Source organism: Archangium sp. Cb G35 (genome assembly GCF_001896145.1).
GTDB lineage: Bacteria > Myxococcota > Myxococcia > Myxococcales > Myxococcaceae > Archangium > Archangium violaceum.
This window is the reverse complement of the sequence record NZ_MPOI01000022.1, coordinates 156,467-172,493: the sequence shown is the minus strand read 5'-3', so window position 1 is coordinate 172,493 and position 16,027 is coordinate 156,467. Positions and strand designations below refer to the sequence as shown.

At 71.2% G+C, this 16,027-nt stretch carries 15 protein-coding genes; 11 read left to right on the top strand and 4 right to left on the bottom strand.

Annotation, left to right across the window (positions count from 1 at the left end; all coding sequences use genetic code 11):
- The 7 genes from BO221_RS48480 to BO221_RS48455 all read left to right on the top strand — a co-directional run.
- A partial coding sequence (locus BO221_RS48480) for a chemotaxis protein CheW (protein ID WP_083682639.1) occupies positions 1-406 on the top strand: 406 nt, incomplete at its 5' end.
- A gap of 246 nt (positions 407-652) precedes the next feature.
- Positions 653-2,305: a chemotaxis protein CheA gene (locus tag BO221_RS48475; RefSeq protein ID WP_073567750.1), complete on the top strand. Its 1,653-nt coding sequence runs from the start codon at positions 653-655 to the stop codon at positions 2,303-2,305.
- 24 nt (positions 2,306-2,329) lie between these two features.
- Positions 2,330-2,452, top strand: coding sequence for a hypothetical protein (locus BO221_RS57200; protein ID WP_255408555.1), 123 nt, complete (start codon positions 2,330-2,332; stop codon positions 2,450-2,452).
- 12 nt (positions 2,453-2,464) lie between these two features.
- Complete coding sequence (locus tag BO221_RS48470; RefSeq protein ID WP_073567749.1) at positions 2,465-2,971, top strand: chemotaxis protein CheW; 507 nt, start codon at positions 2,465-2,467, stop codon at positions 2,969-2,971.
- Positions 2,968-4,551 carry a methyl-accepting chemotaxis protein gene (locus tag BO221_RS48465; protein ID WP_083682629.1) on the top strand — a complete coding sequence of 528 codons (1,584 nt, stop codon included), beginning with the start codon at positions 2,968-2,970 and terminating at the stop codon, positions 4,549-4,551. Before BO221_RS48470 ends, BO221_RS48465 begins: the two co-directional genes overlap by 4 nt.
- Complete coding sequence (locus BO221_RS55730; RefSeq protein ID WP_083682627.1) at positions 4,548-5,453, top strand: protein-glutamate O-methyltransferase CheR; 906 nt, start codon at positions 4,548-4,550, stop codon at positions 5,451-5,453. Before BO221_RS48465 ends, BO221_RS55730 begins: the two co-directional genes overlap by 4 nt.
- Before the next feature lie 3 nt (positions 5,454-5,456).
- Positions 5,457-6,536, top strand: a complete 1,080-nt coding sequence (locus BO221_RS48455) for a chemotaxis response regulator protein-glutamate methylesterase (protein ID WP_073567748.1) — start codon at positions 5,457-5,459, stop codon at positions 6,534-6,536.
- 202 nt (positions 6,537-6,738) lie between these two features.
- On the opposite strand, the gene BO221_RS48450 is transcribed toward BO221_RS48455, so the two are convergent.
- The 4 genes from BO221_RS48450 to BO221_RS48435 are packed head-to-tail and all read right to left on the bottom strand — an operon-like array spanning position 6,739 to position 8,910.
- The gene (locus BO221_RS48450) at positions 6,739-7,083 is read right to left on the bottom strand and encodes a carboxymuconolactone decarboxylase family protein (protein WP_073567747.1); all 345 of its coding nucleotides are present in this window, start codon (positions 7,081-7,083) and stop codon (positions 6,739-6,741) included.
- Positions 7,084-7,113: 30 nt separating this feature from the next.
- Positions 7,114-7,356, bottom strand: coding sequence for a peroxidase (locus tag BO221_RS48445; protein WP_073567746.1), 243 nt, complete (start codon positions 7,354-7,356; stop codon positions 7,114-7,116).
- Between the two features lie 46 nt (positions 7,357-7,402).
- On the bottom strand, positions 7,403-7,819 hold the full coding sequence (locus BO221_RS48440; protein WP_073567745.1) for a response regulator transcription factor: 417 nt from the start codon (positions 7,817-7,819) through the stop codon (positions 7,403-7,405).
- On the bottom strand, positions 7,816-8,910 hold the full coding sequence (locus tag BO221_RS48435; RefSeq protein ID WP_073567744.1) for a PAS domain-containing sensor histidine kinase: 1,095 nt from the start codon (positions 8,908-8,910) through the stop codon (positions 7,816-7,818). The genes BO221_RS48440 and BO221_RS48435 overlap by 4 nt, the downstream gene beginning before the upstream one ends.
- 267 nt (positions 8,911-9,177) lie before the next feature.
- Here BO221_RS48435 and BO221_RS48430 point away from each other — a divergent pair, with 267 nt between their 5' ends.
- From BO221_RS48430 to BO221_RS48415, 4 genes are all read left to right on the top strand, one after another.
- A complete protein-coding gene (locus BO221_RS48430; RefSeq protein ID WP_143196128.1) occupies positions 9,178-10,452 on the top strand; it encodes a hypothetical protein in 1,275 nt (424 codons plus the stop codon).
- A gap of 147 nt (positions 10,453-10,599) precedes the next feature.
- The gene (locus BO221_RS48425; protein WP_073567742.1) at positions 10,600-11,823 is read left to right on the top strand and encodes a TolC family protein; all 1,224 of its coding nucleotides are present in this window, start codon (positions 10,600-10,602) and stop codon (positions 11,821-11,823) included.
- The gene (locus BO221_RS48420; RefSeq protein WP_073567741.1) at positions 11,820-12,890 is read left to right on the top strand and encodes an efflux RND transporter periplasmic adaptor subunit; all 1,071 of its coding nucleotides are present in this window, start codon (positions 11,820-11,822) and stop codon (positions 12,888-12,890) included. Before BO221_RS48425 ends, BO221_RS48420 begins: the two co-directional genes overlap by 4 nt.
- Positions 12,890-16,015: an efflux RND transporter permease subunit gene (locus BO221_RS48415; protein ID WP_073567740.1), complete on the top strand. Its 3,126-nt coding sequence runs from the start codon at positions 12,890-12,892 to the stop codon at positions 16,013-16,015. Before BO221_RS48420 ends, BO221_RS48415 begins: the two co-directional genes overlap by 1 nt.
- Positions 16,016-16,027: the final 12 nt, after the last annotated feature.

Genomic DNA, 16,027 nt, shown 5'->3' with positions numbered 1-16,027 from the left:
CCTGAGGGGCAGCGTGGTGCCGGTGGTGGACCTGGCGGTGAAGCTGGGGATGGTGCCGTCGGTGCTCAGCCGGTGGAGCTGCATCGTGGTGGTGGAGGTGAAGCTGGGACAGGAGCGGCTCGTGCTGGGGCTGCTGGCGGATGCCATCGGGCAGGTGATGGAGCTGGAGCCCGGGGCGGTGATGCCGCCGCCGTCATTCGGAACGCCCATCCACGGGGACTACCTGCTGGGCATGGGGCGGGTGGGGACGAGCAAGAAGTTCGTCCTGCTGCTGGACATCGACCACGTGCTCAGCACCCAGGAGGTGTTGGCGGCCAGCGCGCTCAAGGCCCCGGTGGAGGCGGCCGAGCCGCCCGCGGTGGCTCCCGAGACGAGCGTCACGGCCTCTTCCAGCGCGCCCACGTAGGCCTGTCCGCCGAGGAAGGCGGGAGCCGGCTCCCCACGTCCCGTTCAGGGCGGGCGGGTTCCCTGGCAGTCGCTTCACCGCTCGCTCTCCGTGAAGGCAACACGGGGAGACAGGGCTCGTGTCTGGATTCTGGAATCCAGAATCCGGATGCTGGACATGGCGCGCCAGGCCGAGGTGCCGGGACGCAATTCCAGGGAGTTGTCACCCGCTGAACAATGGCGTGGGGATTGCTGTTGACTCCGGCAGATGAATCCCGAGTTGGAGAAGGTTCACGCCGTCTTTCTCACCGAGACGGAAGAGCAGCTCGTCAGCCTGGAGCAGGAGCTGTTGGCTCTGGAGGCGTCTCCCGGACCGGAGACCTTGCGAGCGGTCTTCCGCACCGTCCACACCCTGAAGGGCGGCACCGCCGTCATGGGCTACTCCGCGGCGGTGGAGCTGGCCCATACGCTGGAGGAGCTGCTCACCCGGCTGGAAGCCGGGGTGCTGGTGCTGCACTCGGGGCTGGGGACGTTGCTGCTGCAATCGGTGGACGCGCTGCGTGAGCTGGTGGGCCTGCGGCCCGTGACCGAGCCGGACCTGCGCCTGCCGGCCAGCGACGTGCACAGTCTGCTGGCCTCCACGGTCGCGGCGTCCCGGCCCGTTTCCTCGGGCCCGGCGCAGCCAGGCGCGGAGTGGCACGGGCCCGTCTGCGCCGAGCCCGCCGAGCCGGCCCCGTCCCGGGAGCGCACGCTGCGCGTGGGACTGGACCGGCTGGACCGGATGCTGGACCTGACGGGGGAGATCGCCATCGCCCGTGGGCGGCTCACCACCATGCTGGCCCAGGCGCACCGCTACACGCCCGAGCAACTGCTGGAGGCGCACCGCGAGGCGGACGGGCTCTACCTGGACCTGCAGGAGCTGGTGATGAAGGTGCGGATGGTGCCCGTGGGCCGCACCTTCCAGCCCTTCACGCGCACGGTGAGGGACCTGTGCCTGGCTACCGGCAAGCGGGTGCGTCTGGAGATGAGCGGCCAGGAGGTGGAGGTGGACACCACCGTCACCGAGCTCATCCGCGACCCGCTCACCCACCTCGTCCGCAACGCGATGGACCACGGGATGGAGACGCCCGAGGTCCGCGAGGCGCAGGGCAAGGAGCCCACCGGCACGCTCGCGCTGCGCGCCTTCCACGAGGCGGGCAGCATCGTCATCCAGGTGTCCGAGGACGGGGCCGGGCTGGACCGGGCGCGCATCCTGGCGCGGGCGCGCGAGCGCGGGCTGGTGGGCCCCGAGGAGGTGCCGGAGGACGACGCGCTCTTCCAGGTCATCTTCGAGCCGGGCTTCTCCACCGCCGAGCGCGTCACGGAGCTGTCGGGACGGGGCGTGGGCATGGACGTGGTGAAGCGCAACGTGGAAACGCTGCGCGGCACCATCTCCGTGGACACGACGCCCGGCAAGGGCACCACGTTCAGCCTGCGTCTGCCGCTCACCCTCTCCATCATCGAGGGCTTCTCGGTGGGGACGGGGGAGGAGACGTACGTCATTCCGCTGGAGCATGTGGTGGAGTGCGTGGAGCTGCCGCCCGGCGAGAGCCGCCCCGGACGCACCGGCGTCTTCAACCTGCGGGGCGAGCCGCTGCCCTACCTGCGCCTGCGCGAGCACTTCTCGCTCGGAGGAGAGTCGCCACCGCGCGAGAGCATCGTCGTCATCGGCCACGGCAGGGGCCTGGCGGGTCTCGCCGTGGACACGCTGCTCGGCCAGGGCCAGACGGTCATCAAGCCCCTGGGCAAGCCGTGCCAGGGCCTGCCCGGACTGGCCGGCTCCACCCTGCTCGGAGATGGCCGCGTGGCCCTCATCCTGGACGTGCCCGCGCTCCTCCAACAGGCTTTGAAGGCCGTCCCCCCCGCGGCCGCCGTGGCCTGACCGCCGTTCCCCGCTCACGCCGTCATGAACTGGTTCAACAACCTGAAGGCGGGTGCGCTCGCCCACCCTGGAGCCCCGGCGCCTCGCGCCTCCGCCCCTGTTTCCGCCGCGCTCCCGGACGAGGACCGCGAGTTCAAGCGTTTCTAGGTGCCCGCCGCGATGAATACACAGACGCCCGCCGCCTCCTCGCAGTACCTCAGCTTCATCCTCGCCGGGGAGGAGTACGCGCTCGGAATCCTGCAGGTGAAGGAGATCATCGAATACGACACGGTGACACGCGTGCCGGGAACGCCGCCGTGGGTGAGGGGTGTGTTCAACCTGAGGGGCAGCGTGGTGCCGGTGGTGGACCTGGCGGTGAAGCTGGGGATGGTGCCGTCGGTGCTCAGCCGGTGGAGCTGCATCGTGGTGGTGGAGGTGAAGCTGGGACAGGAGCGGCTCGTGCTGGGGCTGCTGGCGGATGCCATCGGGCAGGTGATGGAGCTGGAGCCCGGGGCGGTGATGCCGCCGCCGTCATTCGGAACGCCCATCCACGGGGACTACCTGCTGGGCATGGGACGGGTGGGCACGGGGAAGAAGTTCGTGCTGCTGCTGGACATCGACAAGGTGCTCAGCGGCCAGGAGCTCCTGGCGGCCAGCGCGCTCAAGGCCCCGGTGGAGACTCCATGACCTGGTTCCGCAACCTGAGGATCTCCTCGAAGCTGCTCGTCGCCTTTGGCGTCCTGCTGGGCTTCACCACCTTCCTGGGCCTCTTCGCCATCACGTGCATGGACGGCATGCGCGGCGCGTCCGATGAGGTGTCCGCGGACAGGCTGCCGAGCATCATCCTCCTCGCGGACGCGACGGATCGGCTCGCGAGCTTCCGCCGCGCCGAGCTGCTGCACACCATCACCCGGGATGTCAGGGGCCGGGATGACTACGAGCGGCGGATGCGCGATGACTTCGCCAGGCTCGAGCACGGCCTCGAGCAGTTCGCACCACACGCCGTCTCCAAGGAGGAGCGCCGCGACTTCGAGGTGTTCAAGGGCCTCTGGAAGACCTACTCGGCCTCGCATGACCGCATCATCGAGCTCTCGCGGGCGGGGCAGATCGAGCAGGCGCAGGAGCTCATCGCCAACGGCTCGCATCACGACTTCTTCGCGGCGAACACCCAGCTGCGCAAGCTCCGGGACACCCACTACAAGGCCAGCATGCAGGCGGTGGCGCACTCCAATGCCACGCACGAGCGCGCACGCCGGTGGATCTTCGGGGTGCTGGGGCTCTGCCTCGCCGTGAGCGTGCTGTTCTGCTTCTTCGTCGCCCGGTCCATCTCCGGGCCGCTGGCCCGCGCGGTGGTGGTGGCGGACCGCATCGCCAGGGGAGACCTGGACGTGCGAATCGGGGAGACGGCCCGGGACGAGACGGGACGGCTGCTGGCGTCCCTGCGCGACATGATGCACCGGCTGGCCGAGGTCATCGGTGAGGTCCGCGAGGGCGCCGACGCCCTGGCCTCGGCGTCCTCCCAGCTCGCGGTCTCCTCGCAGAGCCTGGCGCAGAGCACCAGCGAGCAGGCCAGCAGCGTGGAGGAGGGCACTTCCAGCCTGACGCAGATGACGGCCAGCATCACCCAGAACCAGGAACACGGCCGGCAGATGGAGCGGATGGCCGTGCAGGGCGCCCAGGACGCCGAGGAGAGCGGGCGGGCGGTGAAGGAGACGGTGGAGGCCATGAGCTCCATCGTGGAGAAGGTCTCCATCATCGAGGAGATCGCCTACCAGACGAACCTGCTGGCGCTCAACGCGGCGATTGAATCGGCGAGAGCCGGAGAGAACGGAAAGGGATTCGCGGTGGTGGCCACGGAAGTGCGCAAGTTGGCGGAGCGGAGCCGGACGGCGGCCAGGGAGATTTCCGGGCTGGCGACGAGCAGCGTGGAGGTAGCGACGCGCTCGGGGAAGCTGCTGGGGGCGCTGGTGCCCTCCATCCGCAAGACGGCGGACCTGGTGCAGGAGGTGGTGGTGGCGTCGGCGGAGCAGGCCACGGGGGTAGCGCAGATGGGCAAGGCAATGGGGTATGTGGACGAGGTGACGCAGCGCAACGCCTCGGCATCCGAGGAGCTGGCGTCCACGGCCGAGGAGTTGTCGGCGCAGGCGGCGGCGCTGCTGCGGCTGGTGTCCTTCTTCCACCTGCGGGAGGGTACCGGGCGGCTGGCGCATCTGCCCCCGCGTGCTCCCGTCACCGGCACCCGAGACATGAGGGAGAGCGCGGCGTGAGCGAGACCCAGAGGGAAGTGGACACCACCGTGCTGTCTCGAGAGTCCGCGCCGCCCACGGAGCGGGAGTTCGCCGGGTACCAGCGGCTCGTCTACCGTGAGGCGGGCATCTGGCTGTCCGACGCGAAGAAGGCGCTGCTGGTGGGGCGGGTGTCGCGGCGGCTGCGCGAGCTGGGAGGGCTGTCGTTCGGCGCCTACCTGCGGCGCGTGGAGGAGGACGAGCCGGAGCGGGTGCGGTTGCTGGACGCCATCTGCACGCACGAGACGCACTTCTTCCGCGAGCCCCGGCACTTCGAGCTGCTGGAGCGCGAGGTGCTGCCCCGGTGGCGGGAGAATGGAGACACCGGCACGGGCGAGGGGCGCCGGGTGCGGGTGTGGAGCGCGGGGTGCTCCTCGGGCGAGGAGCCCTTCTCCCTGGCCATGGTGCTGCGCCACCACCTGCCGGAAGAGGAGGGCTGGGACATCCACATCCTGGCGACGGACCTGTCCACGCGCGTGCTGGAGCGGGCGCGCCAGGCGCTCTGGCCGGTGGACAAGGCGGAGGAGATTCCGAAGAGCTACCTCCGGTCGTACATGCTGCGCGGGGTGGGCAGCCAGGAAGGGAAGATGAAGGCGGGCCCGGAGCTGCGCTCGCTGGTGCGCTTCCAGCGGGTGAACCTGAATGACGGGCAGGGCGTGGTGGGGCGTTTCGATCTCATCTTCTGCCGCAACGTGCTCATCTACTTCGACACGGCCTCGAAGACGCGGGCGGTGGAGCGGCTGTTGAGCCACCTGTCCCCCCATGGGCTGTTGTTCCTCGGACACTCCGAGAGCCTCACGGGCCCCGGATGGGGCGTGCGCACGGTGATTCCCACCGTCTACGCGCCGAGGCCCTTGACCCGGGAGGCCACCCGGCGAGGGTGAGGCATGGCTTCCTTGTTGCGAGTGCTCGTGGTGGATGACTCGGCGGTGGTGCGTCAGGGAGTGCTCGCGCTCCTGCAGAACGTTCCGGGCATGGTGGTGGAGGTGGCGTCGGATCCCCTCATCGCGAAGCAGAAGATGAAGAGCCATCGGCCGGACGTCATCCTGCTGGATTTGGAGATGCCGCGCATGGATGGGCTGACGTTCCTGCGCGAGCTGATGCGGGAGGACGAGCCCGTGCCGGTGGTGGTGTGCTCGGGGCTGGCGGGGCCGGGCTCGGAGACGGCGGTGCGCGCGCTGCAGGAGGGCGCGTTGGAGATCATCGCCAAGCCGCAGCTCGGGGTGGGGGAGTTCCTGCGCGAGTCCCGGGCGCGGCTGGTGCAGGCGTTGCGCAACGCGGCCCGGGCCCGTTCCCGGCTGGTGCGGCGGGGGACTCCCGTGAAGGAGGAGCCGGAACGCCTCGAGCGCACCGAGCGGCCGCCGCCCTCGATGCTCACGGTGACGACGGACATCGTGGTGGCGGTGGGCGCCTCCACGGGAGGCACGGAAGCGCTGCGGCAGTTGCTGGAGCGGATGCCTCCGGACTGCCCGGGCATCGTCATCGTGCAGCACATGCCGGAGCAGTTCACGTCGGCCTTCGCGAAGCGGCTGCACGAGTTGTGCCGCATCGAGGTGAAGGAGGCGGAGCAGGGAGACCGGGTGCAGCAGGGCAGGGCGCTCATCGCGCCGGGCAACCGGCACCTGCGGGTGCGGCGCACCGGCGGCCACTACCAGGTGGAGTTGATGGACGGAGGGCGGGTGTCCGGCCACAAGCCGAGCGTGGACGTGCTGTTCCAGTCGGTGGCGCGGGCGGCGGGGGAGAACGCCGTCGGCGTGCTGCTGACGGGGATGGGCGAGGACGGCGCGGACGGCCTGCTGGCGATGAAACAGGCCGGAGCGGAGACGCTCGCGCAGGACGAGGCGAGCTGCGTGGTCTTCGGGATGCCGCGGGCGGCCATCCAACGTGGCGCGGTGGACGAGGTCGTCTCCATCAGGGGCATGACGGACGCGGTGCTGCGCCGCGCCCGTCGCGTCCGCGTGCACTGATCCTCGAGTATTTCCCTGCGAGTATTTCCCTGCGAGTATTTCCCCTCGAGTATTTCCCCTCTCCCCTCGGGAGAGGGACGGGGTGAGGGTGCCACGGCTCCCGGGTTGAACCCCCTGTCCCCACGCTGGGCCACGGGTTGGAGAACGGGCCCGGGCACCCTCACCCCAACCCTCTCCCGGGGGGAGAGGGAGCATAAGGAACTCAGGGCGTCTTCTTCTCTCCTCCCGCTGGGGGGGGCGCGGCATAGCCTCCCTTGGAGAGCCGCTCGGCGCTGCGCTCGTAGACCTCGACGGGGTGCTCGCGCACACCCGTGGCATCCGCCCACCGGTTGTAGAAGTTGAAGAGCGCGCAGACGGTGATGGCGTCGTAGACGGCCTCGTCCGTCCAGCCCGCCGCCTTCACGGCCTCCACGTCCTCCTCGCGGATGTTCTCCGCCTCTCGATTCACCTTCTCCAGGAAACGGAACAACACCCGCTCGGCCTCCGGAATGGGAGCCGTGTCGGGGTTCTCCAGGACGGCCTGGACCTTCTGCTCATCGCCCAGCATTCGCGCCGCGACCGCGGCGTGGGAGTTCGTTCAAAATACACACTGGTTGCGCCGCGAGGTGAAGGCGGCGATCAGCTCGCGCATGCCCGCGGGCAGCGGCGAGGGCCCGCGCATCGCCGCCTGGGTGAACTGCGCCAGCGCCTCCGTCATCTCCGGCTTGAACGCGAACAGGTGCCAGAGGCCGGAGGGCGGCGCTCCGCTGCTCCGTGCGCGCCGGATGAGCTCCGAATAGGAACCCGTGCCTTCGTGCTTCTCGACGTCCTTGAGGAACATGCGCCCAGTGTACCAGAGGGGCCCGGAGTGCCCGAGCCGGGCCCGTTCACCAGGGCGGCCAGATGTCATTTCCGGATGGAACCGCGGGCTCGGGTGGGCCGCCTGATGGACCCAGGGCCTGCTCGAGCTGCTTCTCCAATTCCTGGATGTTGAAGGGCTTGCGCAGGGATGAGAAGGCGCCCAGCTCGCGATGCCGCCCCTCCTGCCGGTCGAGCTCCTGGTGCGCGGAGATGAGGATGACGGGAACCGTGTGGCCCCGCTGGCGCAGTTCCTGGAGGACGCGCGTGCCGTTGAGCACGGGCAGCATCAGGTCGAGCACCACGGCATCGAACGTCTGCTCGCCCAGCAGCTCCAGCGCGGCGTTGCCGTCCTCCGCGGGGGTGACCGCGTAGCGGGACTCGAGCAGCATCGTGAGGGATTCGAGGATGTCCGGGTCATCGTCTACGACGAGGAGTCGCTTCATGTCTGGCCTCCGGCGGGCGTTCCCGGAAGGAAGACGGTGACGGCCGTTCCCCGTCCCTGCTCGCTCTGGATGCGAAGCCCGCCCTGGTGCGCCTCCAGGATGTCCTTGACGAGTGACAGGCCGAGCCCGAGCCCAGGGAAGTTCTCCGCGGAGACGTTGCTCGCGCGGAAGTAGCGCTGGCACAGAAGGGCGATGTCTTCGGCGGGAATGCCGATGCCTGGGTCCGAGATGGTCAGCTCGAACGTGTCTCCCACACGGGTGAGGGTGATGCGGAGGGTGCCTCCCTGGGGCGAGTACTTGATGGCGTTGGTGAGCAGGTTGTTCACCACCTGCGCCATGCGCTGGCGATCCACCAGGACACGCCAGGGGCCCGGGCCGAGGGAGAGCTCGAAGGCGTAGCGCTGCCGTCCGCGGGCCCGGGGCGTGCCGGTGCCGCGGTGATGGGCCACCACGGTCTCGACGAGCACGGCCAGGTCCAACTCCTCCTTGCGCAGGACGAGCGGCATGTCCGCGTCCAGCCGTACGGTGTCCTCCAGATTCTGCACCAGGGAGGAGACGCGCTCGAGCTGAGCACCCAGCCGTGTCAGCGCGCCAGTTGCCACTGGCTCTCCCTGGGCGAGCTGTCGGCGCACCGCCTCCAGGTACATCTGCATCGAGGTGAGGGGGGTGCGCAGTTCATGGGCGGCGAGGGACAGGAAGGTCGCCTTGGTCCGTTCCGCCCCACGGCGCTCATGCACGTCCACACAGCTGCCGATGAATCCCGCGAAGCGGCCCGCGTCATCCGTGAGGGGCACGCCCCGGTCGAAGATGTAGCGGTAGAGGCCGTCGTGGCGCCGCAGCCGGTACTCCATCTCGAAGGGCCGCCGCCGCTCGAAATGGGCGCCGTAGATTTCCAGGCAGTGCTTCATGTCGTCCGGGTGGACACCGGAGACCCAGCCGTTACCCAACTCCTGCTCCAGGAGACGCCCGGTGAAGCTCAGCCAGGTGGCGTTGAAGTAGTTGCACAGGCCATCCAGCCCAGAGCGCCACACCATCGTCGGGGCATGCTCGACCAGCAGCCGGTATTGCTCGAGCGGGAGTTGGGTCTCCAAGCGGTGACTCTCCTGGTGGGTGCTCGCGCGTTCTCGATGCTCGAACGCCTGTGTTCCCTTGGCTTGAACCTGTCGATGGGTCCGTTGTTCTTCAGGGACCCGGGCGTGTCCGCTCGTCGTCCCTGGGGGCGGACAGGGGCAGGACGGTCCGGAAACCATGCCATGGTCCTGTCCGCTGCCGCTGCCGGGTGTCTTGCAAGGCGGGAGAAGGCCGCCCTCGTGACCGGGGTTCAATCCGCCCCGCATGCTGGTGCAAGCTGCGCCGCCATGAACCCTACTGCCTCGGTATTGGTGTTGTCGTTGCTGGGTGCTCCGCCCGCTTCTTCCCAGGACCCGCTCTGCGCGAAGCGTGAGCCCTGCCGCGTCGTGGAGACACTCGACGCGGGCAAGGACGCACAGGGCCGCTCGCTGCAGGTGAAGCACCTGTCTCTCGGCTGGGCGGACGTGGACACGGCGGCCGAGCTCATTGGGCGCAAGTTCGGCCCGGGCAACCGCAAGCAGGAAGGCTCCCGCGAGGAAGGCCAGTGCGAGGCCCTCGAGTGGTGGCTGGTGCGCCCCTCCCAGCCCGCCCAGCTCCTGCTGTCCGTGTGCAATGACGGCTATGGCTCCGCGGGCGTGGGCGAGGACCTGGTGACGGTGGCCGACAACCGCTTCACGCACGAGCAGAGCGGTGGCAGCCGCCAGCGCTGGTCCGTCTCGCGCACGTTGCAGCTCTCCCCGCTGCGCCTCGTCATCGAGGGCCACCGGAGCACCGACGGCATGGACGCGGAGCAGAAGGAGAGCGGTGACTACTGGGACGCCGAGCAGCTGCGCGGCGAGGTCGTCCGGGCCGCCCCTGAGTGCGAGCCGGGCCAGGCCTCCCTGGGCGAGCGGACGCTGCCGTTCCTGCCCCAGGTCCAGGTGGACAAGGCGTACCTGGAGGGTGGGTGGAAGCAGGCGGGGCTCGGCGCGTGTGGCTTCGAGGCGGGCAACTTCCTGCTGGGCACCCAGGACGACCCGAAGGACGCGGGGCTGAAGGCGCTGCTGGTGGCGCCGGACACCCTGCTCGTCGAGGTGCGGGACAACAAGTGGACGGGCCCGAGCGCGAAGTGGCTCAACGATGACCACGTGGAGCTCTGGCTGGCGCCTCAGCCGCCCCAGGAGCTCACCGGCTGTGGCAAGCCCGCGGCCGCGCAGTTGCCCTCGCAGTGGGGCATCCGCGTCGCCGATGGCAAGGTGTTCCCGGCCTTCGGCTCGCCCAAGCAGACGCTCCAGGTGGAGCGCGCCGAGCTGCCCGGCAAGCAGGGCTACCGGATGAAGCTGAAGCTGCCCACGCCCTTCCAGGCCATCAGCGTCGTCTACAGCGACAGCGACAGCGGGAAGAAGCAGGAGCGGATGCTCGCCACCAGCGCGGTGAAGTTCGGCCGGCCCGAGATACTCAACCCCGTGCGCGTGGTGCCTCCGGCGGAGGCCACGTGCGGGGTGAAGAACGGGGAGCTCGCCGTGGTGCCTGGGCCGGTGAAGAAGCTGGAGCCCGACGTCGCCGTCCTGCGCATGGAGTAGCGCGGCCGTACTCCGGCTCCCGCACGCGTGGACCGTAGACCCTCGCCCCAGCCCTCTCCCAGGGGGAGAGGGAGCATGCCGGGACTCTGAGAAACCTCTCAGAGTCCTCTCAAGCGGCCTGGGCGCGCGGCCTTTACGGTGCGCGTCATGGTTGCCGTCCTCGCCGCGCTCGTGCTGGCCGCTTCGCCCCCGGAGGTCACTCCCCTGACCTTCGAGGAGGCGCTCGCGCTCGCCGGGCGCACCCCTGGTCCCGAGAGCGCCGCCCGCGCCGCCGAGGTCCGCCGCGCCGAAGGCGCGCGTCTCTCTCCCTTCGTCTTCAACCCCCAGCTCACCGTCGAGCCCGGCTACCGCCAGCGCGCGGACGAGCGCGGCGCGGACCTGCGCGTGGGCGTGAGCCAGACCTTCAGCCTCTCGGGCCAGACGGGCGCGCGGAACACCGCCATCCGCGCCGAGGAGGCCGTGCTCGACGCCGAGGCCCGCGCCGTCCTGCTCTCGCGCCAACTCGCCATCGCCGAGGCGTGGTTGCGGCTCTGGGCCGCCGAGCAGGCCATCATCCAGAGCGGGCATGAGCTGAAGCTCGCCACCTCCTTCCGCGACGCGGTGCAGGGGGCCGCGAAGCTGGGCGCCTCCACGAAGCTGGAGCTGGCCGAGGCCGGCGCGTACCTCGCGGAGGCCCGGCTCGCGGAACTGGACGCGGAGGGACAGGTGGCCGAGCGCCGGGTCGCACTGGCGATGTTGCTCGGCAAGGACCCTTCGCGCCCCCTCCAGGCCACCGGTGCGCTGCCCGAGGTGGAGTTGCCCCCGGACGCGGAGTGGGCACCGCTGGTGGCGCGGGCCTCCCGGATGCCAGAGGCGGCGGCGCGGACGCTCGGGGCACAACTGGAGCGGGCACGCGCGGCCGAGGCCCACGCCTCCCGAGGCACCCTGTTGCAGGTGGGCGTCGCCGGGCTGCGCGAGTATGACGGGGCGGCCGGTGGGGCCCTCACGCTGACGCTCACGCCGTCCCTCTTCGAGCGCGGGGAGCGGGACCAGGGGGCGCTGCTGGCCTCCGCCGAGCGGCTCGAGGGCGAGGCCCGTGACGTCGGCCACCGCGCCGCCGCCGGATTGGCCCTCACCCTCCATGAGGTGGAGCACTCGCGCCAGGTGCTGGCGGCGCTGCGGGGTGAGCTGCTGCCCTCCGCCGAGGAGGCCGCCCGGCTGCGCGAGCTCCTCTTCCAGTCCGGGGACTCCACCGTCCCCGAGGTGGTGCTGGCTCGCCGCGCACTGGCCGCCGCCCGCATCCGTCTGGGCCACGCCCGCGCCGGGGAGGCCTGGGCGCGGGTGAAGGCCCGCTTCTTCATCGACGCTCTCTCCGGAGTCTCCACGCCATGAGCCGTTCCGCGCTGCTCTCCTCCGTCCTCCTGCTGGGCGCGGCCCTCGGCTGCTCCTCGCCCCCCGCTCCAGCCGTGGCGCCTCCGCCCGCGCAGTCCAGCGCGCGCACTGCCTGGGTGCACCCGCGTCCTCCCCGGGGCGTTCCCCTCACGGAGGCCCCCGCCCATGTGCTCCCCCACCCCGAGGGCGCCGCGGCGCTCGGCCTGCCCTTTCGAGGCAGTGTCACCCGCATCGCCGTGAGGCCTGGCCAGAAGGTGAGCAGGGGCGAGGTGCTCGTCGAGGTGCTCATGCCCGAGGTGGTGCGGGCCGCGGGTGAGCACGAGGCCGCTTCCTTGCGCCGCGAGGCCTATGAGCGCCGCACCGCACAGCTCAAGGCGCTCCAGGAGCAGGGCATGGCCCGCGTCTTCGAGCTGGCCGAGGCCGAGGCGAATCTGGCCGAGGCCCGCGCGGCGCAGCAGAGTGCGCGGGCCTTATTAAAGGTGGCGGGGCTGGAGGGCTCGGCGGCGGCCGGGGTGGCGCTGCGGGGCACGGTGGCGCTGCGCAGCCCGGTGGACGGCATCGTCACCGCGGTGGACGCGGTCCTGGGTCAGACGCACGAGGGCGGCTCGGAGCCGCTGGTTCGCGTGGCGGGCGAGGGCCCCGCGCGCCTGGAGGCCCGGCTCTCGCTGGCGCTGCCAGAGGACACCGCCTTCGAGTTCTCCGCGCCGGGCCTCGGGGCCGTGCCGGTGCGGTTGGTGGGGCGTGCGCCCTCGGTGGACGTGAGGGATGGCACCCTGGCCGCGTGGTTCGAGCCGGAGCCGGCACGTTCCCTGCCCGCGGGCCTGCAGGGCACGCTGCGGGTGAGGGCGGACGGGCTGCCGGAGGTGAAGGTGGTGCCCGCGCGGGCGCTGCTGCTGGAGGGCAGCGAGGTGGCGGTGCTGGTGCGCGAGGGCGAGGGCCATCGCCGCCAGCCGGTGAAGGTGGTGGGGCAGTCCGGCGCGGATGCGTTGGTGCACGGGCCGTTGAAGGAGTCGGACTCGGTGGCGGCCGACGCGGCGCGCGTGCCGGTGGCGGGAGGGCAGGGGTGATGATGGAGCGGCTGGTACGCGGCTCGGTGAAGCACCGGGGCTGGACGTTGGGGCTCACGGCGCTGTTCGCCGTGCTGGCCTCGGTGGTGGCGGTGAGGATGGAGCTGGACGCGCTGCCGGACATCACCACCAACCAGGTGTTGGTGCTCACCCGCGCTCCGGGCATGACGCCCGAGGAAGTGGAGCGGCTGGTGACGCGGCCGGTGGAGACGGGGCTCGGCGGCGTGCCGGGGCTGGAGGAGCACCGCAGCCTGTCGCGCTACGGCATCTCCTCGGTGACGGCCGTCTTCGGGGACGGCGTGGACCCGTACCGCGCGCGCCAGTTGGTGCAGGAGCGGTTGAACGCGCTGGCGGGCGAGCTGCCCCCGGGCGTGGAGGCGCCGGAGCTGGGGCCTCTCACGGGAGGCCTGGGCGAAATCTTCCACTTCACCGTCAGCTCGCCCCATCGCACGGCGGCGGAGTTGCTGGAGCTGGCGGAGCTGCGGGTGGCGCCGCTGTTGCGCGGAGTGCCGGGCGTGGTGGAGGTGAACAACTGGGGAGGGCAGCAGCGCACGCTGGAGGTGCGCGCGGATCCGGTGAAGCTGGCGCAGCGCGGGCTGACGCTGGAGGCGCTGCAACGGGCGCTGGAGGACGTGTCGGGCAGCGCGCCCGGGGCGAGCCTCGCGACGGGAGACCGGCAGGTGCTGGTGCGCGCGGTGGCGCGGCCTCCTGGCCCGAGCGAGCTGGGTGGCGCGGTGGTGCGGGGCGCGGACGGCCGGACGGTGCGGCTCGCGGACGTGGCCGAGGTGGTGCCGGGTGCCCTGCCGCGCATCGGCACGGCGACGTCCAACGGCCGGGGCGAGACGGTGTACGTGATGGTGCAGATGCTGCGCGGGGCCAACGCGCTGGACGTGATGGAGGGCCTGCACGCGCGGATGGAGCAGGTGCGCGAGGCGCTGCCCGGGGACGCGCGGGTGGACGAGGTGTATGACCGGAGCACGCTGGTGCGCGGCACGCTGCGCACGGTGGCGAAGAACCTGCTGGAGGGAGGCCTGCTGGTGATGGCGGTGCTCTTCCTGCTGCTGGGCAGCTTCCGGGCGGGGCTGGTGGTGGCCTCGGCGATTCCGCTGTCCATGCTGGGGGCGGCGGTGGGCATGGTGCTGCTGGGGATTCCGGGCAACCTGATGAGCCTGGGGGCCATCGACTTCGGCCTGCTGGTCGATGGCGCGGTGGTGATGGTGGAGGCCGTCTTCCACCACATGGGGCACGAGCGGACGGGCCGGGGCGAGTGGCGCGAGAAGGTGTCTCAGGTGACGGGCTCGGTGGCGCGGCCGGTGTTCTTCTCGGTGCTCATCATCCTGCTCGTCTACGTGCCCATCCTGGCGCTCAGTGGGGTGGACGGGAAGATGTTCCGCCCCATGGCGGTGACGGTGATGCTGGCACTGGCCACCTCGCTGGTGTTGTCGCTCACCTTCATTCCGGCGATGGTCAGCCTGGTGCTGCGCCCCGAGGACGTGCCCGAGCACCCGCCCCTGCTGGTGCGCTTCTTCGACACGGTGTACCGGCCGGTGCTGAACCACATGGTGCACCACCCGCGCCGGGTGGCGCTCGTGGCGGTGGTGCTGCTCGCGCTGGGCGTGGGCCTCTTCCTGCGCGCGGGCAGCGAGTTCGCCCCGCAGCTGGACGAGGGGGACATGGTGGTGCAGACGACGCGCGCGGCGGACATCAGCCTGGAGGCGGCGGCGCGCGAGGCGGAGCACCTGGAGGCGGTGCTGCTCGAACACGTCCCCGAGGTGACGCAGGTGGTGTCGCGCGTGGGCAGCCCGGCGGTGGCCACCGACATCATGGGCCTGGAGCAGGCGGACGTCTTCATCCAGTTGAAGCCGCATGCGCAGTGGCGGCCGGGCCTCACCCGCGAGGCGCTCATCGAGGAGATGGCGGCCGTGCTGGAGGCGCGGGCTCCGGGGAGTGAGCCGTCCTTCACGCAGCCCATTCAAATGCGCTTCAACGAGCTGCTGGGGGGCTCGGTGACGGACGTGGCGGTGAGCGTGTACGGGGAGGACCTGGGCGCGCTGCGGCGGCTGGCCGAGCAGGTGGCGGCGGAGGTGGGCCGGGAGCCCGGAGCGGCGGACGTGCGGGTGCTGGCGCCGCCGGAGGTGTCGATGCTGGAGGTGGTGCCGCGCCCGTTGGAGGCGGCCCGCGTGGGCTTCAGCGTGCGCGAGGTGCTGGAGGCGGTGCAGGCGGTGCGCACCGGGTTGGAGGTGGGGGCCACGTATGACGGGGCGGTGCGGATTCCCATCCTGCTGCGGCTGTCGGGCGCCGAGGGAGCCTTCTCGCTGGCGGAGTTGCCGCTGCCGGTGGCTTCCGGAGGCACGGTGCCGCTGTCGCGGGTGGCGGACGTGAAGCTCGTCTCGACGCCCGGCCTGGTGAGCAGGCAGGACGGGCAACGCCGGCTGGTGGTGGGCTTCAACGTGCGGGGAGCGGACCTGGGCACGGTGGTGGAGCATGCGCGGGCGAGGGTGGCCTCCACGGTCCGCCTGCCGGACGGTTACCGCCTGGAATGGGGCGGCCAGTACGAGACGCTGAGGGAGGCGGCGCGGCGGCTCTCGCTCGTCATCCCCGCGGTGCTGGTGCTCATCGTGGCCGTGCTCTGGCTGACCTTCCAGCGCCTGCGTCCGGCGCTCATCATCTTCACCAACGTGCCCTTCGCGTGCGTGGGAGGGGTGGTGGCGCTCATGCTGCGGGGAATGCCGGTGTCCATCTCGGCGGCCATCGGCTTCATCGCCCTGTCGGGCATCGCGGTGCTCAACGGAGTGGTGCTGATGTCGAGGCTGCTGCACCACGAGGCGAGCGGCCTGCCGGTGAAGGAGGCGGTGCTGCTGGCGGCCCAGGAGCGCTCGCGGCCGGTGCTGATGACGGCGCTGGTGGCGGCGCTGGGCTTCGTGCCGATGATGCTGGCCACCGGCGTGGGTGCCGAGGTGCAGCGCCCGCTGGCCACCGTGGTGGTGGGGGGCCTGGTGACGTCCACGCTGCTGACGCTCGTCATCCTCCCGTCGCTCTACCCGTGGTTCGCGGGAGCGCGCACGGGGACGCCCGGGAGCGCGGAGATCCACCCGGAGGAGGGCCCTCGGGAAGCCACCGCGTGAAGCGCCGCGGGC